This window comes from Pseudomonas sp. P1_A1, assembly GCF_056406935.1.
This window is the reverse complement of record NZ_JBFTZE010000014.1, coordinates 17,076-41,795: the sequence shown is the minus strand read 5'-3', so window position 1 is coordinate 41,795 and position 24,720 is coordinate 17,076. Positions and strand designations below refer to the sequence as shown.

The following is a 24,720-nucleotide window of genomic DNA, read 5'->3' as shown; positions in this document are numbered from 1 at the left end:
TGATGTTTTACCGGAGGACTCGTGGAAGACTCTCGCCTGTTTCTGAGATGCATCGGGTGTCAGGTAATCGTTTGATAGATGGGACTGGGCCAGAGACGGCACTATTCACCCCGCACAAACTCAACCGGCTTACCTGTCAAATCCAGAACTCTAAAATAGCCCTTGATACTCTTTACGTTACGGATCGCCAGCTGAACATGCGTTTCATGCATAAAGTCTGTATCAGGATAAAGACATTCGCCCTCCCAGAATGGTGAACGAACGGAATCATACGCAGGTGCCTCTGTAAGCTCCCGGAAGGTATGCAACGCATCAATGACCTGACAATCCAAACGACGTAGATACTGACTATTTTTCTTAAGAGGTTGACCGCCTTCTTCTTTTGAGGCGGCTTCAAGCCAGAGGTAGGTCTGACGGATTTCACGCAACGCACTCTCAGTTGTGAAATCCAGGCAACGCCCCAAGTCAATCACTGCCCCAATCACGAATGGATTTTTGATAGAGCTCCGTTTTTGTGCATTGGTCGCAAAACTTAACGCGCGCTGCGGGTTGTTTTCCCAAAAATAGGCGCCGCGACCAAGCCAATCATAGTCATTAGTGCTATCAAGGAGTGTTGCTTCTCCAGCCAGCACACGCTCCCCAATTTCTCGCTCACACCCATGGAAACCAAGAACAAAAGAAGGAGAAATGCAATACATCAGCGAGCCTTGGTTTCGCCATTCACACGTTTGAAGAACTCCCGAACCTTGTCCGGATCCTTGAGCATTTCAGTAGCGTATTCATCGATACGTACCGAAGCACAAGTGGCGGCTGATAGCCTGCTACCGTTAGAACCAACCATGACCCAGCCAGTCCCAGTCGATGCTTTGTGTCCCTCTCTATCCATATCCAGCATTACTCCTGATCCACTCTTTGCAACCGCTGCGGCGATAAGTCCGTATGTCTTCTCGGCGTTTATTCCGGCAGCACCGGTACGACCGCTAACGATTTTGCCATTCGTTAGCCGAACAATGCCGCCGTGCTGGAATCCTKCAGAATCACGTACAACCTTAGCTTCGTGACGGTCACCATCAACAAAAACATAGGCCGTTTTTTCGAGATCCTTCGACATAGCCACCTCTATTCGAGCTTGGTTGCATTGCTCAAACTTGATTAATTAGTGGCCAATATAGTCTGTGGTGTCTGTCCCGTCATCAAAGCCCGCGATTTGTGGCTGATCTGCACACATGGAAACGATAGAGGCCGCTAACAAGACGCACAAGCCGGCAGATTCCGGCGTTGTTGTAGGCAATGACGCAAGGCGGTGTAGCCATTCTCAGCGCCTCCTGACCTCGCCAATAAAAGAATATTTATTCCACTTTATTGCAAATTGAGAATTTTTATTCCATAAATAGCCCTCCTGAAAATAAAAATCCAAAGGACCCCGGCTATGCGCGAACTCGGTATCGGACTCATCGGCACAGGTTTCATGGGCCGCGCCCACGCCCTGGCCTTTCGCAATGTCAGCGCGGTTTTTGAACTGCCCCTGAAGCTCAAACTCGCTGCCCTTGCCGACGCCGACCCGCAGCGCGCCCGCCACTGCGCCGCCGCCTGGGGCTTCGATGCTGCTCACAGCGACTGGCAACAGCTGATCGATGACCCGAAGGTCAACCTGATCGCCATCACCACCCCCAATCATCTGCACTACCCCATGGCCATGGCTGCCCTCGCCGCCGGCAAACCGGTGTACTGCGAAAAACCGCTGGCGGTGAGTCTCGAGCAGGCCAGTGCCATGCGCCTTGCCGCTAAAGCCGCTGGCGTGGTGACGCGGGTGGGTTACAACTATCAGCACAACCCGATCATCGGCCTGGCTCGGGATTTGATTCAAAACGGCGCGCTGGGGCAGATCATCAGTTTCCAGGGCGAATTCAGCGAAGACTTCATGGCCGATCCCGTTTCACCCTGGTCCTGGCGCTGCGACGCCAATTACGCCGGCGGCGCCCTGGCGGACCTGGGCAGTCACTTGCTGGCCATGGCCCGCCATCTGCTGGGCGACGTCGAGGCGGTGTGCGCGGATACCCAAACTGTACATGCGCAACGCCCCGTGACGGCGGGTGGTCAGGAACGACGCGAGGTCGCGGTCGACGATCAGGTCCACGCGTTGCTGCGGTTCGCCAATGGCGCGCGAGGGACGTTCAGCAGCAGCTGGCTCAAACACGGTTACAAGAATCACCTGAGTTTTGAAATCAGCGGCACCCGAGGCACCCTGGCGTTCGATCAGGAACGCTTGAATGAACTGCGGCTGTATCGTGCCGGGCAAGGCGGTTTCCAACGGCTGCTGGCGGGGCCGGATTTGCCGGGTTACGCCGCCTTCAGCCCGGCGTCGGGGCACCAGTTGGGTTACAACGAACTCAAGACCCTTGAAGTGCATGAGCTGGTGATGGCGTTGGCCGGCCTCGGCCAGGACGGCACGGATTTCGAGCAGGCATGGGAAGTCGAACGCCTGGCGACGGCGATTCGTCTGGCGGCACGGGAGTCGCGCTGGGTCAGGATCGAGGAAGTCTGAACCGACGCTCAGGTCATACACCGCCAGTTGCACGTGCTACTGGCGGTACACCAGACCCGGTTTACTGAGTGACGCAACGGGTCAGGGTCGTGGTTCGGGTCACCTGCCCTTCAGCCCTCATATCACCCTGTACATCGGTGCTTTCGGTGGTCGAACAGGTGCGAACCGGTGTCGGTGGCGGTACGGCTGGGGGTGGAGGCGGCGGACTGGCGCAACCACCCAGAATCGCCACGCAAAGTGCGAGCGACAGTGGTGAAAAAGCACATTTCCCAAAATTGTTCATAGGCTGACCCGCGGTAAGTAATCGACATTTTCCGCGACTCGAAAACCATCCCGCGAACCCGCGGCCCTGTCACAGAAAAGAAATACCCTCGCATTCCTTATAGCTTAGCTACCCGCCAATGCCAGAAAGACAACGACCATTACCGCAAGCCGGGGGATATGACATCTAAAGAGCGGAGGATCGATGCAAGCCACTGCTTTCAAGCTCATAGCGCAGCTCTTCAATCAACGCCGCCACTGCCTCCGGCGTCCGGAGCGTCGCCACGTTCAACCCGCTGACCACCAGATCCACCTGCCCTGTCGCCGGATGGTAAAGCTTCACCGTCAACGAATTATCTCCGGCAAGCGCACAATCACAGGCCAACGGCGAAAAGCTCCGCTCCAATCGCGTACGCAATTGCGCCAGATAACTCATCCCGACTCACCTTGGCGACAGCGCAAAATCGACTGCCCGTTTGTTTTGTTCGCACCCATGTGGCTGTTCCTATAGCTGCATTGAAAGGGACGCAACAGCGGGCCGAAGCCACGTATCGCACCCTGACAGCCTAGAAAAAAGCCCCATCCGGGTAACACATCAAATTGCACCACCCGCACTGGTGCATTTGCACCTTAACGTTGCCCCTTGGTCCGCTTCACGCCGGAGAACAGACCTCGTTCGCGAGCCCAGACAATCGCCTCGCTACGGCTATGCACGTCGAGCTTGGAGTACACCGTCGACACATGATTGCGCACCGTATTGGGTGCCAGTTTCAGACGCGCAGCAATCTCCTTGTCGGCCAGGCCTTCACAGATCAGGCCGAGCACATCGCGCTCCCGGGCGGTCAGGTCGGTGAACGACACACTGGGCAACTGCGGTGAATTGACGTTTTTCACGTTGGCGAGTTTTTCGATCAGCGTACGGCTGAACCAGGACGCATCTTTCATCACCTCTTCGATCGCCGACACCAACTCCAGCTCGGTGCGTTTGCGCTCGGTGATGTCCATCAACACCAGCAGGTAGCAAGAGCCGTCCTGAATATTCACGGTGTCCGCCGAGACCGCACAATCAATCAGCCCGGCATCCTTCCTGCGCACCCTGACATCGACACGATCCACCCGCCCGGCTTTCTCCAGAGCCGTAAACAGTCGCGTGCGAGCGCCCGCTTCCTCGATGAAACCGAGTTGTGCCACGGTCTTGCCGAGCACCTCATCACTGGGATACGCCAGGGACCCGAGGAAGGCTTCGTTGACGTCCATCACCACTTGGTCGGCGGCGCGGCACACCAGGATCGGCACCGGAGTGAGGCGAAACGCTTTGGCGAACCGTTCCTCGCTCTGGCGCAGGGCGATTTCGGCCTTGTGCCGAAGCTCCATGTCGACGAAGGAAAACAGCATGCAAGCTTCGTCGTTGAGTTCAAGCGGTTGCCCGGCAACAATCACCTGCCTGCTGCCTCCGTCGGCCAATTGCAGCTCGGCCTGCATCTGCGGAATGGTCGCGCCGTCACGCAGACGCTGCTTGGCCAAATCCTTGTTTTCGGCACGTTCCAGCACATCCAGTTCATAGGTCGAAGCGCCGATCACCTGGTCCCGGGCATAGCCGGTCATGTCCACGAAGCCCTGGTTGACTTTGATGTAGCGCAAATCGCTGAGGCGGCAGATCACCGCCGGGGCCGGGTTGGCGTTGAACGTTTTTTCGAAACGCTGCTCGGCGCTGGCCCAGTCGGTGACGTCGCTCATGATCAACACCAACGACTCCGGCTCACCGGCACGGTCCGCCAGCACCATGCTGCGCACGCTGTGAACCCAGGTGTGCTCGTCGTTTTCCACCGGCGTCACCTCCACCAGCACATCGCTGAACGTCTCGCCGCGGGCCACGCGGCTGATCGGATAGTTCTCGATCGCGACCGGATGATTGTTGCGATAACGCAAGGCAAAACGCTGGGCGTACTCCCCGGCATTGGCCCCCAACTCGCCAATCTCGCTGACACCGTGCATGGCCAGCGCGGCGTCATTGGCCCAGAGAATGGTCTGGTCGAGCTCCAGCAGAATCACCCCATCGGACAGGCCGGCGATAATCTGCTGCAACTGGCGGCGATTGGTTTCGGTGGTCAGGACGTCCTGGCTCATTGCAGCTCCACAATTGCGGCGGCACCTTTGCGCGCAGCCCAGTGAAGATTACGACCGCAGACGCTGGTGATAGTGCAAAGCCCGGCACCCGCAGCCCTCCCAAAGTAGCCCTATGCTCAATACGGAAAGAGTGGTTTAGTGCCGCTCTTTGTCTGTACGGAGAGTTGCCATGGTGTTTGATTCTCTTCACTTCACCCCCTGGTCTGCCCTCGCGGGAGGAGCGCTGATCGGCCTGGCCGCCAGCGTAATGGTGGTGGCCAACGGACGAGTTGCCGGGATCAGCGGGCTGTTGGGCAGCCTGCTTGAGCGTAATGATTCAGGACGGGGCGAAAAAGCCCTGTTCCTGCTTGGGCTGCTGGCGGCACCGTTGGTGTGGGCGCTGTTTCATGTGTGGCCGGCAATCGAATTCAAAACCGGTACGGTGGGGCTGATCATCGCCGGATTGTGTGTCGGCGTCGGCACTCGTTATGGCTCCGGCTGCACCAGTGGCCACGGTGTGTGCGGTATATCGCGCCTGTCACCACGCTCCATTGCCGCGACATTGAGCTTCATGTTCGCCGGCTTCGCGACCGTGTTCGTCCTGCGTCATCTGCTGGGGTATTGAGCATGCGCAAACTGACCGCTTTCCTCGCTGGCCTGCTGTTCGGCATCGGCCTGTTGCTGGCCGGCATGGCAAACCCGGCCAAAGTGCTGGGGTTTCTGGATATTGCCGGCGTTTGGGATCCGTCGCTGGCGCTGGTCATGATCGGCGCCATTGCCGTGGCTTGGGGGCCGTTTCACTGGGCCATGAAACAACCGACGTCCTTGCTGGGTGCGCCTATGCAATTGCCGGTCAGCCGTGAGCTGGACCGACGCCTGATCGGTGGCAGCCTGCTCTTCGGCATCGGTTGGGGTATTGCCGGCATATGCCCCGGCCCGGCACTGGTGTTGCTGCCGACGGGACACTGGCAGGCCTGGGTGTTCGCCATCGCCATGTTGGCGGGGATGCTGATGTTCAAAGCGCTGCAAACCCGCCGTTGAGCGTCCCCGCCAGGCCAGTGGTCAAGCCGCCTGCTTGCCACTGGCAATCGCCTGCGACGCCGCCAGCATCGCCCGCAACAACACGGCGCACCCGGCGGCCAGGTCATCCGGCGCGGCGTTTTCGATTTCGTTATGGCTGATGCCACCTTCGCAAGGCACGAAAATCATCCCGGCCGGGCCGAGTTCGGCGAGGAAGATTGCGTCGTGCCCTGCCCCGCTGACGATGTCCATGTGCGACAAACCGAGCCCTTGAGCGGCCCCGCGCACCGCTTCGACGCAGCCCTTGTCGAAGTACAGCGGCGGGAAGTCGGCGGTGGGCGTCAGTTCGTAGGTCAGGCCGTGTCGCTCGCAGGTGGTTTCGATGACCTCGCGGACTTCGGCGATCATTGAGTCGAGTCGCGCCGGTTCCAGATGACGGAAGTCCAGGGTCATGCGCACTTCACCGGGAATCACGTTGCGCGAGCCGGGATAGGCTTGCAGGCAGCCGACGGTGCCGCAGGCATGGGGTTGATGGCCAAGGGCGGCGCGATTGACTGCGCCAACGATCACCGCGGCGCCGACCAGTGCGTCCTTGCGCAAATGCATTGGCGTCGGGCCGGCGTGGGCTTCGACGCCGCGCAGTTTCAGATCGAACCATTTCTGCCCGAGAGCCCCCATCACCACGCCGATGGTTTTGTGTTCGTCCTCAAGAATCGGGCCTTGCTCGATGTGCGCCTCGAAATACGCCCCAACGGCATGGCCGCTGACCTTGCGCGGCCCGGCGTAGCCAATCGCATTCAGGGCTTCGCCGACGGTCACGCCCTCGGCATCGACCTTGGCCAGGGTTTCCTCGAGGGTGAATTTTTCCGCGAACACGCCGGAGCCCATCATGCATGGGGCGAAGCGTGAGCCTTCCTCGTTGGTCCAGACCACCACTTCCAGCGGCGCTTCGGTTTCCACGCCGAGGTCGTTGAGGGTGCGTAAGACTTCGACCCCGGCCAGCACGCCGAAGCAACCGTCGAACTTGCCGCCGGTGGGCTGAGTGTCGATGTGGCTGCCGGTCATTACCGGTGGCAGGTTCGGATTGCGCCCCGGACGACGGGCGAAGATGTTGCCGACGGCGTCGATGCTGACCGTGCAACCAGCCTCCTCGCACCACTTCACGAAAATATCGCGCGCCTGGCGGTCGAGGTCGGTAAGGGCCAGCCGGCAGACACCGCCCTTGACCGTCGCGCCGAGCTTGGCCAGGTCCATGAGCGACTGCCACAGACGGTCGCGATTGATGTGCTGATGGGTGGATTGCAGAACGTCTACGGCAGCGTTCATGGTGATCTCCTCAGGCAGTTGTTATCGGTTTCTTCGCTAGTTCCCACGCTCCGCGTGGGAATTCATCTCTGGACGCTCTGCGTCCGCTCTTGGAACGCGGAGCGTCCCTGGCTGCGTGCCCACGCAGAGCGTGGGAACGATCACCCATCACACCGCAGATTTCACGACAGTCGGACTCGGCCGCATCGAACTCAACCCGTAATAAATCAGCCCTCCCAGCGCCGAGCCGGTGAACCAGCCGTAGCTGTAGAACCAGCTGAAGGCATCGCTGCCCAGCGACAGCAGCGTCAACACCACCGGCACGCCGAACGCGATGAAACCGAACCAGTTCCACGCCGGGTAAACGTCGTCACGGTAGAGGCCGGCCAAATCCAGTTGCTGTTTCTTGATCAGGAAATAGTCCACCACCATGATCCCGGCGATCGGCCCCAGCAGGCTCGAATAGCCGAGCAACCAGTTGGAATACACCGTCTCCAGGCTCAGATCCGAGACGATCAGCCCGAGCTTTTTCAGCAGTTCATGGGCCATCAGCGCCAACCCGACCAACCCCGTGAGCATCACCGCCGTGGTGCGGTTGATGTACTTGGGCGCGACGTTCTGGAAATCGTTGGTCGGCGACACGATGTTGGCCGCCGTGTTGGTGGACAAGGTGGCGATGATGATCAGCGCCATGGCCAGTGCCACCCAGACCGGGCTCTGGATATGGCCGATCAGGGTGACCGGATCAGAGACGGTGACACCCACCAGCTTGACCGACGCGGCCGTCATCACCACGCCGAGGGAGGCGAACAGGAACATGGTCAGGGGCAAACCGATAATCTGCCCGATGATCTGGTCCTTCTGGCTTTTCGCGTAGCGGCTGAAGTCCGGAATGTTCAGCGACAAGGTGGCCCAGAAGCCGACCATGGCGGTCAGCCCGGCGGCAAAATAACTGGCCACGCCGGCCCCTTCCGGACGCTTGGCCGGGATCGCCAGCAACTCGGTCATCGATACATTCGGCATTGCCCACACCAACAGCCCCACACCCACCAGCACCAACAACGGCGCCGAGAGGGTCTCCAGCCATTTGATCGAATCCGCGCCGCGAATCACCACCCACAGGTTCAAGGCCCAGAACAGCATGAAGCCAATCACTTCACCGGTACCGCCGAGAGCCTTCCAGCCATCGAACACCGAGCCGAGAAACAGGTGAATCGCCAGCCCGCCGAACATGGTCTGGATGCCGAACCAACCGCACGCCACCAAGGCACGGATCAGGCATGGAATGTTGGAGCCGAGGATGCCGAAGGACGAGCGCAGCAATACCGGAAACGGAATGCCGTACTTGGTGCCGGGGAAGGCGTTCAGGGTCAGCGGGATCAGCACGATGATGTTGGCGAACAGAATCGCCAGCAGCGCTTCGCCAACGGTCAGGCCGAAATAAGCGGTGAGCACACCACCGAGGGTGTAAGTCGGCACGCAGATCGCCATGCCGACCCACAGCGCGGTGATGTGCCATTTGTTCCAGGTTCGTTCGTGCACCTTGGTCGGTGCCATGTCGTGGTTGTATCGGGGACTGTCGAGGACATCGCTGCCGGCTTCGAGCTCAAACAAGCCGTCGCGCTCGGTCACTTGCGATCTAATCTGTTGCATGGCCGCTCCACTGTTCTTTTGATTATTTTTGCTCATCAGAGGCTGGCGCAATGCGCGCGAGCCGGACGATGGCCGGAGAAACTGACAACTTTTACGGACCGGCCACGGTGTCAGCGGCGGCATCAATAAACGTGCCGGGTGCCCCGCTTGCGCCTCGGGCAGTGCCATAAAACTTTGCTAACCAACTGATGTTAATCAGCTTTATTTATCCAACTTTCGAGTCCCCGGTCAGTTGCCCTGTCACTCAGGCCGAATGCCAGGCAAGTTGTCCGAACAGTCAGGACTCAATCTGGTGCGTCGATCTTTTTTTAAAAGGTTGCGCATCAACCATAGACCATCCTCAACCGGCTGATTTCACATAGAAAATCTTGACCATATTTCCAACCTGTCAAGTGCGTCAAAATGGTGAGCGCTCTCACCATTTTGGTGATTTTCATTTTTTATCGTTATTTATCAAATAGTTAAAACAGTAATAAGCTTATAAAAAATATTCTTGCTCAATCCATAAACTGCAGCTAGCGTCTATTCTTGACAGCGCTGACAGGAATACACCGATTGGCGTCTGCTTCCTATAAAACATCTAGAACCGGCAATAGTCGGTCATGCCTGCGAGGAACTCGGAATGTCTCTGTTGATCCGTGGCGCCACCGTTATTACCCATGATGAAAGTTATCGCGCCGACGTCTACTGCGCCGACGGCGTGATCAAAGCCATCGGTGAAAACCTCGATGTTCCCGCCGATGCGCAAGTGCTCGACGGCAGCGGCCAATACCTGATGCCCGGCGGCATCGATCCGCACACGCACATGCAACTGCCCTTCATGGGCACGGTGGCCAGCGAAGATTTTTTCAGCGGTACCGCCGCGGGATTGGCCGGTGGCACCACCTCGATCATCGACTTCGTGATACCCAACCCACAACAATCATTGATGGAGGCCTTTCATCAATGGCGCGGCTGGGCCGAGAAGTCGGCGTCGGATTACGGCTTTCACGTCGCCATCACCTGGTGGAGCGAACAAGTCCGCGAGGAAATGGCCGAGCTGGTCAGCCAGCACGGGGTCAACAGCTTCAAGCATTTCATGGCCTACAAGAACGCGATCATGGCCGCTGACGATACGCTGGTGGCGAGTTTCGAGCGCTGCCTGGAATTGGGCGCGGTGCCGACCGTGCACGCGGAAAACGGCGAGCTGGTCTATCACCTGCAACGCAAGTTGATGGCCCAGGGCATCACCGGGCCGGAAGCGCATCCGCTGTCGCGGCCTTCGCAGGTGGAAGGTGAAGCCGCGAGCCGGGCGATCCGCATCGCCGAAACGTTGGGCACGCCGCTGTACCTGGTCCACGTCTCGACCCAGGAAGCCCTCGACGAAATCACCTATGCCCGCGCCAAGGGCCAACCGGTCTACGGCGAAGTGCTGGCCGGGCATCTGCTGCTGGACGACAGCGTCTACCAACACCCGGACTGGCAAACCGCCGCCGGTTACGTGATGAGCCCGCCCTTCCGCCCTCGTGGCCATCAAGAAGCCCTTTGGCATGGCCTGCAAGCGGGCAACCTGCACACCACCGCCACCGACCACTGCTGTTTCTGCGCCGAGCAAAAAGCCGCTGGCCGTGACGACTTCAGCAAGATCCCCAACGGCACCGCCGGGATCGAAGACCGCATGGCGGTGCTGTGGGATGAAGGGGTGAGCACCGGGCGCTTGTCGATGCAGCACTTCGTAGCGCTCACCTCCACCAACACCGCGAAGATCTTCAACCTCTATCCGCGCAAGGGCGCGATCCGTGTGGGGGCCGATGCCGATCTGGTGCTGTGGGACCCGGAAGGTACGCGGACGATATCGGCCAAGACTCACCACCAGCAGGTCGACTTCAACATCTTCGAAGGCAAGACCGTGCGTGGCGTACCGAGCCACACCGTCAGCCAGGGCCGAGTGGTGTGGGTCGACGGTGATTTGCGCGCCGAGCGTGGCGCGGGCCGGTATATCGAACGGCCGGCGTATCCGGCGGTGTTTGATTTGCTGAGCAAGCGGGCTGAGTTGCATAAGCCGACAGCAGTGAAACGCTGAACCTGTACTTCCGGACCTGATCGTTCCCACGCTCTGCGTGGGAACGATCAGCCCATCAGAGACAGTACCTCAATTAACCGTGAGGCCAACACCGTGATCAAGACTTTGAGCCACCTCCCGCATCCCCATGAGGACGCGGCCGCCCTCGCCGGCCATTTCACCGACCTGGCGCCACCGCTCAACGAGCGTCAGGCGCATCTGGAAGCCTCACGCTGCCTGTATTGCTACGACGCGCCGTGCGTGAACGCGTGCCCAAGCGACATCGACATTCCATCGTTCATCCGCAATATCCATCAGGAAAACGCGCAGGGTGCGGCGCAGAAAATCCTCTCGGCCAACATCCTCGGTGGCAGTTGTGCCCGGGTCTGTCCGACGGAAATCCTCTGCGAGCAAGCCTGCGTGCGCAACAACGCCCAGGAATGCGCGCCGGTACTGATCGGCCTGCTGCAACGCTATGCCGTGGACAACGCACACTTCAGCGAACACCCGTTCCAGCGCGCCGCCGCAACCGGCAAGCGCATCGCCGTGGTGGGTGCCGGTCCGGCGGGTTTGTCCTGCGCGCACCGCAGCGCCATGCACGGCCATGACGTGGTGATTTTCGAGGCCCGGGAAAAGGCTGGCGGCCTCAACGAATACGGGATCGCCAAGTACAAGCTGGTGGACGACTATGCGCAGAAGGAGCTTGAGTTCCTGATGGGGATTGGCGGGATCGAGATTCGTCACGGGCAGAAACTCGGCGATAACCTGACCCTCAGCGAACTGCATCAGCAATTCGACGCGGTGTTCCTCGGCCTCGGCCTGGCCGCCAGCAAACAACTGGGCCTGCCCAACGAGGATGCCCCCGGCCTGCTCCCCGCCACCGACTACATCCGCGAACTGCGCCAGGCCGATGACCTGACGCAGCTGCCACTGGCCGAACGCTGCATCGTCCTCGGTGCCGGCAACACCGCCATCGACATGGCCGTGCAAATGGCCCGCCTCGGTGCCCGCGACGTCAATCTGGTGTACCGCCGTGGTGTCGCGGACATGGGCGCCACTGCTCACGAACAGGACATCGCCAAGGCCAATCAGGTGCGCCTGCTGACCTGGGCACAACCCGAAGAGGCGCTGCTCGACGATCAGGGCAACGTGCGCGGCATGCGCTTCGCTCGTACCCGATTGGTGGAAGGTCGCCTGCAAACCACCGGCGAAACCTTCGAACTGGCCGCCGACGCGATCTTCAAAGCCATCGGCCAGGCCTTCGACGCCGGCGCCCTCGCCGATCCGCTGGCCCGTGAACTCAAGCGTCAGGGCGATCGCATCCTCGTAGACGAACAGCTGCGCACCAGCATTCCCGGCGTGTATGCCGGTGGCGACTGCACCAGCCTCGATCAGGACCTCACCGTGCAAGCCGTGCAGCACGGCAAGCTGGCCGCCGAGGCGATCAACGCTCAACTCATGCTCAACGTGGAGGCTGCGTAAATGGCCGATCTCTCGATTGTCTTCGCCGGCATCAAGGCCCCCAATCCGTTCTGGCTGGCCTCCGCGCCGCCGACCGACAAAGCCTACAACGTGGTCCGCGCGTTCGAGGCCGGCTGGGGTGGCGTGGTCTGGAAAACCCTGGGTGAAGACCCGGCGGCGGTCAACGTGTCGTCACGCTACTCGGCGCACTTCGGTGCCAACCGTGAAGTGATGGGCTTCAACAACATCGAGTTGATCACCGACCGTTCGCTGGAGATCAACCTGCGGGAAATCACCCRGGTCAAAAAGGACTGGCCGGACCGCGCACTGATCGTGTCGCTGATGGTGCCCTGCGTCGAAGAGTCGTGGAAAAATATCCTGCCGCTGGTGGAAGCCACCGGCGCCGATGGCATCGAGCTGAATTTCGGCTGCCCTCACGGCATGCCGGAACGGGGCATGGGCGCGGCGGTCGGCCAGGTGCCAGAATACGTCGAACAGGTCACGCGCTGGTGCAAGACCTATAGCTCGTTGCCGGTGATCGTCAAACTCACGCCGAACATCACCGACATCCGCGTCGCCGCCCGTGCCGCCCACCGTGGCGGCGCCGATGCGGTGTCGTTGATCAACACCATCAATTCGATCACCAGCGTCAATCTGGAGCGCATGGTCGCCAATCCCGCCGTCGGCAGCCAAAGCACCCACGGCGGTTATTGCGGCTCGGCGGTGAAGCCGATTGCGTTGAACATGGTCGCCGAGATCGCCCGCGACCCGCAGACCCAGGGCTTGCCGATCAGCGGCATTGGCGGCATCGGCAGTTGGCGCGATGCGGCGGAATTCATTGCCCTGGGCAGCGGCTCGGTGCAGGTGTGCACGGCGGCGATGCTGCATGGCTTCCGGATTGTCGAGGAGATGAAAGACGGTTTGTCACGCTGGATGGACAGTCAGGGCTACGCCAGCGTGTCTGAGTTTTCCGGGCGTGCGGTGGGCAATACCACGGACTGGAAGTACCTGGACATCAACTATCAGGTGATTGCGAAAATCGATCAGGAGGCGTGCATCGGTTGCGGTCGCTGCCACATCGCTTGCGAAGACACCTCGCACCAGGCGATTGCCAGCCTCAAACAGGCGGACGGTACGCATAAATATCAAGTGATCGATGACGAGTGCGTGGGCTGCAACCTGTGCCAGATCACCTGCCCGGTGCAGGATTGCATCGAGATGGTGCCGGTGGATACGGGCAAGCCGTTTCTGGATTGGAACCATGATCCCCGCAATCCGTATCACGTTGTGGTTTGATCGCCGATCATTCCCACGCTCCGCGTGGGAATGCAGCCCGGGACGCTCCGCGTCCCAAGAGCGGACGAAGAGCGTCCATTGAGGCATTCCCACGTAGAGCGTGGGAACGATCGGGTTACGGCTCCAACCCGATCCCGCGCAAGATCACACTGGTCACCGTCTGCACCGCCCGCTCGAACTGCATATCCGACAACGGCTGATGATCATTCAGGATGTTCACCTGATGATCGAAGTCGGCGTAGTGCTGGGTCGAGGCCCAGATCATGTACAACAGGCTGGAAGGCTCCACCGGCAGGATGCGTTTGTCTTCCACCCACTGGCGAATTTTCGCTTCCTTCATCTTGGCCCAGTCGTACAGGCTCGCGTCCAGCTTCTCACCCAGGGTCGGCGCGCCGTGGATGATTTCGTTGGCCCAGACTTTCGAACCGTACGGCCGGCTGCGGGAATGGTTCATCTTGGCGCGGATATAGCTGCTGAGCACCACGCGCGGGTCGTCGAACATCTCGAAGCACAGGGCGTCCTGCTTCCAGACCTCCAGCAAACCCAGGAGCACCGCGCTGTACAGCTCGCTCTTGGTGCTGAAGTAGTAATGCAAGTTGGAGCGCGGCAGTTGCACTTCGGCGGCGATGTCGGCCATGGCGGTGCTGCCGAAGCCTTTTTCGGCGAAGACCTTTTCGGCCGCCAACAGGATTTTTTCGACGTTACTGCGACGAATCTCGATCTTGTGATTGCCCATGAGGGCTCCCTGACAACAGCGTTGCTCAAGACTAGCATCCGCTCTACGTCGCGGCGACAGGGGAAAACGAAACTTCGTACAGAGGCCCAGCGGCAGGTAAACTGCCCGCCACTTTGAACCTGCCGCTGAGGTCTTCACGATGCTGCTCAAGAACGCCCTGACCACCACCGCCCTGCTCGGCTCGCTGTTCGCCGCCTCATCGGTGTTTGCCCACGCCCATCTGAAAAGCCAGACCCCGGCGGCCGACAGCACAGTGAGCGCGCCTACGGAACTGCGCCTGGTGTTTTCCGAAGGGGTTGAAGCATCGTTCAGCAAAGTGACGATCAGCAAGGACGGTGCCGACGTACCGGTAAAAAGCCTCGCCGCCGACGGCAGCGACAAGAAAACCCTGGTCGTCACCCCGGCAGCGCCGTTGGCCGCAGGCGATTACAAAGTCGAATGGCACGCCGTGTCGGTCGACACCCATAAAAGTGAAGGCGCCTACCGCTTCAAGGTGGGTCAGTAATTCATGACCGAGGCGCTGGTGCTGTGCCGCTTCCTGCATTTCACCGTGGTGCTGATGCTGTTCGGGGCCTGGGTGTTCAGGCCTTTGCTGTTGGGCCATACAACGAAGGAGCTGGATCCGGCCCTGGCGCGAGCGACCCGCTGGCTCAGCGCGGTGGCGTTGCTCAGTGGCGTCGGCTGGTTGCTGCTGATCAGCGCCAGCATGGCCAGTTCCCCGCAGGCGGCATTCGACCCGGCGACGCTAGGCCTGGTGCTGAGCAATACCTTTTTCGGTCAGGTATGGCGCTGGCATCTGCTGCTCAATCTGTTGCTCGTGGCATTGTTGTTGACACCCTGGCGTTCCAACATGGCCTGGCGCATCGGCCTTTCCAGCTTGCTGCTGGCGACCCTGGCCCCGGTCGGTCATGGCGCCATGCTCGATGGCCTGCAAGGCCAACTGTTAATCCTCAACCAGATTGTTCACCTGACGTGCGTCGGCGCCTGGCTCGGTGGGTTGATGTTGCTGGTGATGATCCTGCGCCAACCGGACGATCATCCCTTGAGCGCGATACTGCGACGCTTCAGCGGGATCGGTTACGCGTTGGTGGCGGGGTTGGTGATGACCGGCCTGATCAACGTGCGCGTACTGACCGGCGCGTTCTGGCCGACGCCGTTGCTGTCCGGGTTTGCGCTGATTCTGTTGGTCAAGGTCGTGCTGGTGATCGCGATGCTGGGGTTGGCGCTGTTCAATCGGTTGCGGGTCGAGGATTGCCAGCAGTCTCCGGGCGTGTTGCGCACCAGCGTCGTGCTGGAATGGTTACTGGGGATCGGTGCAGTGGCGGCGGTTTCACTGCTTGGCACCCTGCCCCCGATGATCGCCCCCTGACTGACATCTCCCCTGTAGGGGGCGGTGTCAGTCAGGGGTGATCGGTGCTGCGGTATCAATACTCACCACCACCGACATCCCCGGCCGCAGCCGTTCGCTCTGTTCCTGATCGGCATCGACGCTGATCCGCACCGGCACTCGCTGGGCAATCTTGACGAAGTTGCCAGTGGCATTGTCAGCCTGCAACAAGCTGAACTCGGAGCCTGTGGCCGGTGAAATCCGCTGCACCCGCCCGTGGAATTTCTGGTGGTTCAACGCATCGACGGTAAAGCTCACCGGCTGACCGACCCGCACGTTGTCCATCTGGGTTTCCTTCATGTTGGCGATCACCCACAACTGGTTCGGCACCAACGCCATCAACTGCGCCCCGGAGTTGACGTAGGCGCCAAGGCGCACGCCGATCTGCCCGAGTTGACCGTCGCGCGGCGCCACCACGCGGGTGTTCGACAGGTCGATGCGCGCCAGTTGCACCGCCGCTTCAGCACTGGCTACCGCCGCTTCCAGCGAGCCGCGATTGACGATCACCGTTTGCAGATCCTGGCGGGCGATGTCCAGATTGGCCTGGGCTTGCGCCACGGCGGCAACGGTCTGGGCGTTGGCGGCCAGGGTCACGTCCAGCTCGCGTTTCGACACCGAGCCATCACCGACCAGCTCTTTGTTGCGGCGCAAATCCGCTTCACTTTTGCGCAACTGCGCCTGGGCGTCGGCGACGGCGGCCTGACGCAGCTTGATGGTTGCTTCGGCACTGTTGCGTTGCTGCACCACGTTGGCCAGCGCGGCTTTCTGCACCGCCAGTTGTGCCAGGGATTGATCGAGACGCTGCTTGTAGATGCGGTCGTCGAGGCGCACCAGCAAATCCCCGGCCTTCACAAACTGGAAATCCTGCACCGGCACTTCGTACACGTAACCGCTGAGTTGCGGGCCGATGATCGTCACCTGCCCGCGCACCAAGGCGTTTTCCGTGGTCTCGACCGCGCTGCTGAACGGTGGCAGTTGCCAGGCGTACAACACGATCAGTACACCGACGAGAGCAATCGCCGCAAAGCCCAGGGACGAGATGATCCGCACCCCCAGCGAGCGCGGTTCAGAGCCCGGCGAGGATGGCGGCGTCACGCCTTCGGGGGTGGCGGCAATAGTGTTGGTGGTCGTGGTGGTCGGTTCGGTCATGAAGAAGTGGCACCGCTGGATTGTTTGGTTGGAGTGGCAGGCGCCGGGGCAACGGCTTGGGTAGTGCTCATCAGCCACAGGGCACGAATGGAAATCCAGATCATGGTCAGCACCGCGATCACGGCAATCAGCATGAACACATCGTTATAGGCCAGGACATTAGCCTCGCGAGTGGCGGCAGCGGCCAGGCTACGGATGCCCTGCAGGTTGCGCAGGCTCGGGTCGGCAATTATCGAGCCGACCGCGTTGCCGCCGCTCTGGACCCGCGCCGCCACACGCGGGTCGAGCAACGTCAGCTGCTCGACGATGTGACTGGAATGAAACTTCTCGCGCGCGATCTGGAACGTCCCCAGCAGTGCCGCGCCGATCAAGCCGCCGAGGTTCTGGCAGATACCGAACAGCACCGAGAAACTCACCAGGTTGCGCGGGCTGGACAGCACGTTACGCATGCCGAAGACCATGGTCGGCCCGAGGAAGAACGTCCCGCCGAAGGCCAGCAGAAACTGACTGAAATACAGGTTTTCCGGGCGGGTCAGGTTGCTCGAATAACTGTCCATCACCGAACCGACCGCCATCAGCGCCAGGGAGATGTTCAGCGGCATGATCAGGTGCTTGGGGTCAATGGTCAGGGCGCTGGTGACCAGGCCGGCGATACTGCCGATCAACATCACCACATACAGGCTGTGCAGCTGTTGACTGCTCATGTTCAGCGTCTGCATGAACCCCACCGCACCGGTGGACTGTTCCGACGTCACCATGCGAATCAGGATCACCGCCAGGGCCAGGCGAATCATCGCCCCGCTGCCGAGCCAGCGGGTCATCAGCATCGGGTTGCTGCGGTTATGCTCAATGGCCAGGCCCGTGAGGATCAACACGATCGAAGCCGCCGAGGCCACCCCGATCCACTGCGCTTCGAGCCACCAGTCGATCCGCCCCAAAGACAACACCGCGCAGAGCAAGGCCACGCCGCTGGCGAGGATGGCGAAGGTCAGGAAGTCGAGTTTTTCGAAGGTTTTAAAGCGGTCACCCGGCGGCAGTTTCAACAGAAACACGCAGCCCAGGGACAACAGCGCCATACCCAGCTCGAACAGGTACAGCCCGCGCCATTCGGCGATCTGCAGCAGGTCTTCGGAGAACAACCGCGCGAGGGGCAACGCCAGTTGCGAGGTGCCGAGGCCCAATACCAGCGCCTTCATCCGCCATTTCGCCGGGAAGGCCTGGATCATGTAATACAGGCCCAACGAACTCAACGCCGCGCCGACCATGCCGTGGGCCGCCCGCACGGCGATTGCCGAACTCAGGTCGTTGACGAACAGATGGCCGAAGGTCACCAGCGCATAAAGCATCAGGAACACTTCGGTGAACGCCCGCAGGCCGAACTGCTGACGAAACTTCACCAGCAATAGGTTCATCGACACGTTGGTCATGACGTAAGCCGCCGGCAGCCAGGCCATCTCGGCCGTGGTCGCGCCCAGCGCGCCTTGCAGATACGGCAGGTTGGCGACCACCAGCGAGTTGCCGAGACCACCGGTCAATGCCACCAACACCCCCACCAGCGCGTAGGCCAGCCGCCTGGGGTTGGAGTGCAACGGCGTCGAGGGCGATCCGGGCAGGCTGGGCCGTTCGTGGGGCTGCCAGTCGCGCGGGGTGTAGTGATCCATTCGATGGCCTGGGTTCAAGGAGTGTTGTCAGTTTGCCGGAAAATCACGGGGGAAACACACCCACGCTGGACTGTGTGTTCGGCGGGATTCGTAAATTCTGTTTAAAAGTCTTCTCGCCCGTAGCGGATTTTTCCGGAGCGCCCCAACTGACACCCTCACGGCACTGTTCAACTCAAAAGGTGCCCCCTATGACCACTGCCCGTTGGCAACGCTCCCCCCGCTGGCTGAAAAATCTGCTGGCCGCCGCCCTCCTGCTGCCGTCCCTCGCGTTCGCCCAGGAACGCCCGTGGCCGGATGGCTCGCAACTGGTGATTTCGTTCTCCATGCAATTCGAAACCGGGGGCCAGCCCGACGGTGCCGAAAGTCCGTTCTCCGGCACTCCGCTGCCCAAGGGTTATCCGGACTTGCCGGCACAGACCTGGTTCGACTACGGCTACAAGGAAGGCCTGTGGCGGATGCTCGACCTGTGGGACCGCAACGGCATCAAGGTCACGTCCCATGTGGTGGGCGAAGCGGCATTGAAACACCCCGAACTGGTGCGGGCGATCGCCGACCGTGGCCATGAAGTCGCCGCCCATGGCATGCGCTGGGCCGACTCTTACAACATGAGCTACGAGCAAGAGAAGGCCTTCATCGGCGACGGCGTCGAGGCGGTGCAGAAACTCACCGGCCAGCGCTCGGTGGGCTACAACGCCAATTGGCTGCGGCGCAGCCCCAATACCCTGAAAGTGCTGCAAGACCTGAACTTCACCTATCACATCGATGACGTCAGCCGCGACGAGCCGTTTGTGACACTGGTCCGTGGCAAGAAATTCGCCGTGGTGCCATACACCCTGCGCAACAACGACATTGTGCTGATCGAAGGCCGGCACTTCTCGACGCAACAGTTCTACCGGCAATTGGTGCTGGAATTCGATCGCCTGTACGCCGAAGGCGCCAACCGGCGGCGGATGATGTCGGTGAGTCTGCATGACCGCATCGGCGGCACCCCGGCGATGGTCGAGGCGGTGGAGCGCTTTATCCGTTACGCCAAGTCCCATCCGAAGGTCAGCTTCATGCGCAAGGATCAGATCGCCCATATCGTGCTGACTGAAAAGAACCCGCTGATCGATAACACCGAGGCAGCGTATAACCACTGACTCAGGTGAACGCAGCCCTTGCCGGGGCTGCATCCTTCGGCAAGTCATCGTATAACCCACCCTTGGCCGGGCGCTTATCCGGCTCATTGATAGGTCACCATCACGGCGATCTATTTCAGAACTCGGTCGCCTGCAATGTGGAATGACCCTCCGTCAATTTCCACGAACCTGTCGTTGACAAGCACCGGAAAGCCTACCAATACTTCGCCAAGTCATACGACAACCTACAACAAACCAATAACAACTTCATGTACAGGGACTTTCATGACGACCACACCCCCAGTCCGTGCGCCTTTCAATCGCCTGCTCCTGACCGGCGCCGCCGGTGGCCTCGGTAAAGTCCTGCGCGAACGCCTGCGGCCATACGCCAACGTGATCCGCCTGTCGGACATCGCCGCCATGACGCCGGCCATCGATGACCGCGAAGAAGTCGTGCCTTGCGACCTCGCCGACAAGCAAGCGGTGCATCAGCTGGTCGAAGGCGTGGACGCGATCCTGCACTTCGGCGGCGTGTCGGTGGAGCGTCCGTTCGAAGAGATCCTCGGTGCCAATATCTGCGGGGTGTTCCATATCTACGAAGCGGCCCGCCGTCACGGCGTGAAGCGGGTGATCTTCGCCAGTTCCAACCACGTCATTGGCTTCTACAAGCAGGACGAAACCCTCGACGCCCACTCCCCTCGCCGCCCGGACGGCTACTACGGCTTGTCCAAGTCCTACGGCGAAGACATGGCCAGTTTCTACTTCGATCGCCATGGCATCGAGACTGTCAGCATCCGCATCGGCTCCTCGTTCCCGGAACCGCAAAACCGTCGAATGATGAGCACCTGGCTGAGCTTCGGCGACCTGACCCAGCTGCTCGAACGCGCGCTGTACACCCCGGATGTCGGCCACACCGTGGTGTATGGCATGTCCGACAACCAGCACGTCTGGTGGGACAACCGTTTCGCCGCGCACCTGGGTTATGCGCCGCAAGACACGTCCGAAGTGTTCCGCGAAACAGTCGAAGCCCAGCCGATGCCCACCGAGGATGATCCGGCCAGGGTCTATCAGGGCGGTGCCTTTGTCGCGGCCGGGCCGTTCGGCGACTGAGCCCTCCCCCATCACAACCCAAGGGAATGAGTTGCCATGCAAGCCGAATTGATTGTCGATGCCCGCAATGCGGTCGGTGAAAGTCCGGTGTGGGTCCCCGAGGAAAACGCCCTGTACTGGGTCGATATTCCGGCCGGAAGGTTGCAGCGCTGGAGTGCCGACAGCGGGCACGTTCACGTCTGGAAAGCCCCGCAAATGCTCGCCTGCATCGCCCGTCACAGCGCCGGTGGCTGGATCGCCGGCATGGAAAGCGGATTGTTTCACCTGCATCCGCACAACGATGGCAGCCTCGACAGCGAACTGCTGGCCCACGTCGATCACACCCGCCCCGACATGCGCCTGAACGATGGCCGCTGTGATCGTCAGGGGCGGTTCTGGGCCGGCAGCATGGTGCTGAACATGGGCGCCAACGCCGCTGACGGCCGGCTCTATCGCTACAGCGCCGGGCAACCCGGACCACTCGCCGCCCGACTCGGCGATTTCATCGTGCCCAATGGCCTGGGCTTCAGCCCGGACGGCAAGACGATGTACCTCTCGGACTCGCACCCGAACGTGCAGCAGATCTGGGCCTTCGATTACGACATCCACAGCGGTACGCCGTCCAACCGTCGACTGTTCGTCGACATGCATCACTTCCTTGGCCGCCCCGATGGCGCCGCCGTGGATGCCGACGGTTGCTACTGGATCTGCGCCAACGACGCCGGGCTGATTCACCGCTTCACCCCCGCTGGTCGACTGGACCGTTCCCTCCCCGTGCCGGTGAAGAAACCGACCATGTGCGCCTTCGGTGGCAGCCGGCTCGACACGCTGTTCGTGACCTCGATCCGCCCCGCTGACGACCATGACGAACAGTCCCTGGCCGGCGGCGTATTCGCCCTCAACCCCGGCGTTCAAGGTTTACCCGAACCCCAGTTCAACGACTCGCTTTAACCGCTCCCGCCGCACCGCTGTGCCTTGAATAAAAAAATAACAAGACTGGAGAACCACCCCATGGACTTCAAACGCACCTTGCTCGCCGCCGCACTTCCCATCACCGCAGCACTCACCTTCACCCTCAGCAGTGCCGCCCAGGCGCTGGAAATCAAATTCGCCGACATCCACCCCGCCGGTTACCCGACCGTGATCGCCGAGGAACAGCTGGGTAAAACCCTGGTGGCCGACAGCGACGGCAAGCTGACGTTCAAGATGTTCGCCGGCGGTGTGCTCGGCTCGGAAAAAGAGGTGATCGAACAGGCTCAGGTCGGCGCCATCCAGATGGCCCGGGTCAGCCTTGGCATCGTCGGGCCAGTGGTGCCGGACGTGAACGTGTTCAACATGCCGTTCGTGTTCCGCGACCAGGCGCACATGCGCAAAGTCATCGACGGTGAGGTCGGTGACGAGATCCTCGACAAGATCACTCACTCCGAATTCAACCTGGTCGCCCTGGCTTGGATGGACGGCGGCACGCGCAATATCTACACCAAGAAACCGGTGCGCAGCCTCGCCGACCTCAAGGGCATGAAGATCCGCGTGCAAGGCAACCCGATGTTCATCGACACCATCAACGCCATGGGTGGCAACGGCATCGCGATGGACACCGGCGAGATCTTCAGCGCCTTGCAGACCGGGGTGATCGACGGCGCGGAAAACAACCCGCCGACCCTGCTTGAACACAACCACTACCAGAACGCCAAGTTCTACAGCCTGACCGGGCACCTGATCCTGCCCGAGCCAATCGTGATGTCGAAAATCACCTGGGAAAAACTCACCCCCGATCAGCAAGCCCTTGTGAAGAAAGCAGCCAAAGCCGCACAGGCCCAGGAACGCACGCTGTGGGACGCCAAATCCGCCAGTAGCGAAGAGAAACTCAAGGCTGCCGGCGTCGAGTTCATCACGGTCGACAAGAAACCTTTCTATGAAGCCACAGCCTCGGTCCGGGAAAAATACGGCGCGCCTTACGCCGACCTGATCAAGCGCATCGAAGCCGTTCAGTAACCCTCCCTAACCTTCATGAAAGGCCCGGCACCGTTGACGAACGGATCGTCAGCGACGCCCGGTTACGGTGAAACCCGATGAAGAATCTGCTGCTGCGCATCAACGACAGGATTTACATGACCTGCATCTGGGTCGCCGGCCTGTCGGTCCTGGCCATTGCCCTGATCATTCCCTGGGGCGTCTTCGCCCGTTACGTCCTGGGCACCGGTTCGAGTTGGCCGGAGCCCACCGCGATTCTGCTGATGATGCTGTTCACCTTCATTGGCGCCGCCGCCAGTTATCGCGCCGGTGCGCACATGGCCGTGGCCATGCTCACCGACCGCATGGCCCCCGAACTGCGCAAGACCATGAGCATCGTTTCGCAGCTGCTGATGGCGACCATTTGCCTGTTCATGGCCATCTGGGGCACCAAGCTCTGCCTGTCCACCTGGAACCAGTTCATGAGCTCTCTGCCCACCCTGCGCGTGGGCATCACCTACATGCCGATCCCAGTGGGCGGTGTACTGACGCTGATTTTCGTGCTGGAAAAACTCTTGCTCGGTGACCAGAGCAACCGTCGGGTCGTGCGTTTCGATCTGGTTGAAGAAAGCGAAGGGGCGGCATGAATGGACGCATTGATCCTGTTGGGCAGTTTTATCGCGTTGATCCTGATCGGCATGCCGGTCGCCTACGCCCTGGGGCTTTCGGCCCTGATCGGTGCGTGGTGGATCGACATTCCGTTCCAGGCGCTGATGATTCAGGTAGCGGGTGGGGTGAACAAATTCTCGTTGCTGGCGATTCCGTTCTTCGTGCTCGCCGGGGCGATCATGGCCGAGGGCGGCATGTCCCGGCGATTGGTGGCTTTTGCCGGCGTGCTGGTGGGGTTCGTGCGGGGCGGGTTGTCGCTGGTGAACATCATGGCCTCGACCTTCTTCGGGGCGATTTCCGGCTCTTCGGTGGCGGACACGGCGTCAGTCGGTTCGGTGCTGATTCCGGAAATGGAGCGTCGCGGCTACCCGCGGGATTTCTCCACCGCAGTGACGGTCAGCGGTTCGGTGCAAGCCCTGCTGACGCCGCCCAGCCATAACTCGGTGCTGTACTCGCTGGCTGCCGGCGGTACCGTTTCGATCGCTTCGCTGTTCATGGCCGGCGTGGTGCCGGGGCTGTTGATGAGCGCGTGCCTGATGGTGCTGTGTCTGCTCTTCGCCAGAAAGCGCAACTACCCCAAGGGCGAAGTCATCCCCATGCGCCAGGCGCTGAAAATCTGCGGTGAAGCGATGTGGGGCTTGATGGCGATGGTGATCATCCTCGGCGGCATTCTCTCGGGCATTTTCACCGCCACCGAATCAGCGGCGATCGCGGTGCTCTGGTCGTTTTTCGTCACCATGTTCATCTACCGCGACTACAAATGGCGCGAACTGCCCAAGTTGATGCACCGCACGGTGCGCACCATCTCGATCGTAATGATCCTGATCGGCTTCGCTGCCAGCTTCGGCTACATCATGACGCTGATGCAGATCCCGGCGAAGATCACCACGATGTTCCTGACCCTGTCGGACAACCGTTACGTGATCCTGATGTGCATCAACGTGATGCTGCTGTTGCTCGGCACGGTGATGGACATGGCGCCGCTGATTTTGATCCTCACGCCGATTCTGATGCCGGTGATTCTCGGCATCGGCGTAGACCCGGTGCAATTCGGCATGATCATGCTGGTGAACCTGGGGATCGGCTTGATCACACCGCCGGTGGGCGCGGTGCTGTTTGTCGGCTCGGCGGTGGGCAAGGTCAGCATCGAAAGCACCGTGAAAGCGCTGCTGCCGTTCTACGGCGTGCTGTTCCTGGTGCTGATGGCCGTGACCTACATCCCCGCCATTTCGCTGTGGTTACCGCATTTGGTGTTGTGACCCTTTGAAAA

Annotated in this window: 23 protein-coding genes; 14 read left to right on the top strand and 9 right to left on the bottom strand. The window is 60.7% G+C overall.

The window, feature by feature from the left end; genetic code table 11:
* Nucleotides 1-101: 101 nt before the first annotated feature.
* Both AC1D2Q_RS20390 and AC1D2Q_RS20385 read right to left on the bottom strand, forming a co-directional pair.
* The gene (locus AC1D2Q_RS20390; protein ID WP_019648914.1) at nucleotides 102-698 is read right to left on the bottom strand and encodes a hypothetical protein; all 597 of its coding nucleotides are present in this window, start codon (nucleotides 696-698) and stop codon (nucleotides 102-104) included.
* Nucleotides 698-1,111: a hypothetical protein gene (locus tag AC1D2Q_RS20385; RefSeq protein WP_477814344.1), complete on the bottom strand. Its 414-nt coding sequence runs from the start codon at nucleotides 1,109-1,111 to the stop codon at nucleotides 698-700. Before AC1D2Q_RS20385 ends, AC1D2Q_RS20390 begins: the two co-directional genes overlap by 1 nt.
* A gap of 318 nt (nucleotides 1,112-1,429) precedes the next feature.
* On the opposite strand from AC1D2Q_RS20385, the gene AC1D2Q_RS20380 reads away from it, so the two are divergent.
* On the top strand, nucleotides 1,430-2,545 hold the full coding sequence (locus AC1D2Q_RS20380; RefSeq protein ID WP_477814343.1) for a Gfo/Idh/MocA family protein: 1,116 nt from the start codon (nucleotides 1,430-1,432) through the stop codon (nucleotides 2,543-2,545).
* Nucleotides 2,546-2,993: 448 nt separating this feature from the next.
* On the opposite strand, the gene AC1D2Q_RS20375 is transcribed toward AC1D2Q_RS20380, so the two are convergent.
* On the bottom strand, nucleotides 2,994-3,242 hold the full coding sequence (locus AC1D2Q_RS20375) for a DUF1652 domain-containing protein (RefSeq protein ID WP_477814342.1): 249 nt from the start codon (nucleotides 3,240-3,242) through the stop codon (nucleotides 2,994-2,996).
* Between the two features lie 194 nt (nucleotides 3,243-3,436).
* Nucleotides 3,437-4,933 carry a helix-turn-helix transcriptional regulator gene (locus tag AC1D2Q_RS20370; protein ID WP_477814341.1) on the bottom strand — a complete coding sequence of 499 codons (1,497 nt, stop codon included), beginning with the start codon at nucleotides 4,931-4,933 and terminating at the stop codon, nucleotides 3,437-3,439.
* A gap of 169 nt (nucleotides 4,934-5,102) precedes the next feature.
* On the opposite strand from AC1D2Q_RS20370, the gene AC1D2Q_RS20365 reads away from it, so the two are divergent.
* Nucleotides 5,103-5,537: a YeeE/YedE family protein gene (locus tag AC1D2Q_RS20365; protein ID WP_477814340.1), complete on the top strand. Its 435-nt coding sequence runs from the start codon at nucleotides 5,103-5,105 to the stop codon at nucleotides 5,535-5,537.
* Between the two features lie 2 nt (nucleotides 5,538-5,539).
* A complete protein-coding gene (locus AC1D2Q_RS20360) occupies nucleotides 5,540-5,953 on the top strand; it encodes a DUF6691 family protein (protein ID WP_477814339.1) in 414 nt (137 codons plus the stop codon).
* A gap of 21 nt (nucleotides 5,954-5,974) precedes the next feature.
* Here AC1D2Q_RS20360 and AC1D2Q_RS20355 read toward each other — a convergent pair whose 3' ends face one another.
* Complete coding sequence (locus tag AC1D2Q_RS20355; protein ID WP_477814338.1) at nucleotides 5,975-7,258, bottom strand: Zn-dependent hydrolase; 1,284 nt, start codon at nucleotides 7,256-7,258, stop codon at nucleotides 5,975-5,977.
* A 147-nt stretch (nucleotides 7,259-7,405) separates the two neighbouring features.
* Nucleotides 7,406-8,890, bottom strand: a complete 1,485-nt coding sequence (locus AC1D2Q_RS20350; protein ID WP_477814337.1) for an NCS1 family nucleobase:cation symporter-1 — start codon at nucleotides 8,888-8,890, stop codon at nucleotides 7,406-7,408.
* A 622-nt stretch (nucleotides 8,891-9,512) separates the two neighbouring features.
* On the opposite strand from AC1D2Q_RS20350, the gene hydA reads away from it, so the two are divergent.
* The 3 genes from hydA (at nucleotide 9,513) to preA (ending at nucleotide 13,688) form a co-directional block, all read left to right on the top strand.
* Nucleotides 9,513-10,952: a dihydropyrimidinase gene (gene hydA, locus AC1D2Q_RS20345; protein WP_477814336.1), complete on the top strand. Its 1,440-nt coding sequence runs from the start codon at nucleotides 9,513-9,515 to the stop codon at nucleotides 10,950-10,952.
* Nucleotides 10,953-11,045: 93 nt separating this feature from the next.
* On the top strand, nucleotides 11,046-12,413 hold the full coding sequence (locus AC1D2Q_RS20340; RefSeq protein WP_477814335.1) for an NAD(P)-dependent oxidoreductase: 1,368 nt from the start codon (nucleotides 11,046-11,048) through the stop codon (nucleotides 12,411-12,413).
* On the top strand, nucleotides 12,414-13,688 hold the full coding sequence (preA, locus tag AC1D2Q_RS20335; protein WP_477814334.1) for an NAD-dependent dihydropyrimidine dehydrogenase subunit PreA: 1,275 nt from the start codon (nucleotides 12,414-12,416) through the stop codon (nucleotides 13,686-13,688).
* A 115-nt stretch (nucleotides 13,689-13,803) separates the two neighbouring features.
* On the opposite strand, the gene AC1D2Q_RS20330 is transcribed toward preA, so the two are convergent.
* Nucleotides 13,804-14,424 (bottom strand): TetR/AcrR family transcriptional regulator, encoded by a 621-nt coding sequence (locus tag AC1D2Q_RS20330; protein WP_007937670.1) that lies wholly within the window; start codon nucleotides 14,422-14,424, stop codon nucleotides 13,804-13,806.
* A 139-nt stretch (nucleotides 14,425-14,563) separates the two neighbouring features.
* Between AC1D2Q_RS20330 and copC the strand changes: the two genes are divergently transcribed.
* Together copC and copD are read left to right on the top strand one after the other, a co-directional pair.
* Nucleotides 14,564-14,929, top strand: coding sequence for a copper homeostasis periplasmic binding protein CopC (copC, locus tag AC1D2Q_RS20325; protein ID WP_477814333.1), 366 nt, complete (start codon nucleotides 14,564-14,566; stop codon nucleotides 14,927-14,929).
* Nucleotides 14,930-14,932: 3 nt separating this feature from the next.
* Nucleotides 14,933-15,793, top strand: coding sequence for a copper homeostasis membrane protein CopD (gene copD, locus AC1D2Q_RS20320; protein WP_477814332.1), 861 nt, complete (start codon nucleotides 14,933-14,935; stop codon nucleotides 15,791-15,793).
* Nucleotides 15,794-15,820: 27 nt separating this feature from the next.
* Here copD and AC1D2Q_RS20315 read toward each other — a convergent pair whose 3' ends face one another.
* Complete coding sequence (locus AC1D2Q_RS20315) at nucleotides 15,821-16,960, bottom strand: HlyD family secretion protein (protein ID WP_018929689.1); 1,140 nt, start codon at nucleotides 16,958-16,960, stop codon at nucleotides 15,821-15,823.
* Nucleotides 16,957-18,621 (bottom strand): MFS transporter, encoded by a 1,665-nt coding sequence (locus AC1D2Q_RS20310; RefSeq protein WP_477814331.1) that lies wholly within the window; start codon nucleotides 18,619-18,621, stop codon nucleotides 16,957-16,959. The genes AC1D2Q_RS20315 and AC1D2Q_RS20310 overlap by 4 nt, the downstream gene beginning before the upstream one ends.
* A 188-nt stretch (nucleotides 18,622-18,809) precedes the next feature.
* Here AC1D2Q_RS20310 and AC1D2Q_RS20305 point away from each other — a divergent pair, with 188 nt between their 5' ends.
* From AC1D2Q_RS20305 to AC1D2Q_RS20280, 6 genes are all read left to right on the top strand, one after another.
* A complete protein-coding gene (locus AC1D2Q_RS20305; RefSeq protein ID WP_477814330.1) occupies nucleotides 18,810-19,760 on the top strand; it encodes a polysaccharide deacetylase family protein in 951 nt (316 codons plus the stop codon).
* Between the two features lie 264 nt (nucleotides 19,761-20,024).
* A complete protein-coding gene (locus AC1D2Q_RS20300; RefSeq protein ID WP_305412431.1) occupies nucleotides 20,025-20,849 on the top strand; it encodes an NAD-dependent epimerase/dehydratase family protein in 825 nt (274 codons plus the stop codon).
* Nucleotides 20,850-20,885: 36 nt separating this feature from the next.
* Nucleotides 20,886-21,779, top strand: coding sequence for an SMP-30/gluconolactonase/LRE family protein (locus tag AC1D2Q_RS20295; RefSeq protein ID WP_477814329.1), 894 nt, complete (start codon nucleotides 20,886-20,888; stop codon nucleotides 21,777-21,779).
* A 60-nt stretch (nucleotides 21,780-21,839) separates the two neighbouring features.
* The gene (locus tag AC1D2Q_RS20290) at nucleotides 21,840-22,823 is read left to right on the top strand and encodes a TRAP transporter substrate-binding protein (RefSeq protein ID WP_477814328.1); all 984 of its coding nucleotides are present in this window, start codon (nucleotides 21,840-21,842) and stop codon (nucleotides 22,821-22,823) included.
* Between the two features lie 77 nt (nucleotides 22,824-22,900).
* Nucleotides 22,901-23,428 carry a TRAP transporter small permease gene (locus tag AC1D2Q_RS20285; RefSeq protein ID WP_477814327.1) on the top strand — a complete coding sequence of 176 codons (528 nt, stop codon included), beginning with the start codon at nucleotides 22,901-22,903 and terminating at the stop codon, nucleotides 23,426-23,428.
* Complete coding sequence (locus tag AC1D2Q_RS20280) at nucleotides 23,429-24,709, top strand: TRAP transporter large permease (protein ID WP_018929696.1); 1,281 nt, start codon at nucleotides 23,429-23,431, stop codon at nucleotides 24,707-24,709.
* Nucleotides 24,710-24,720 lie beyond the last annotated feature (11 nt).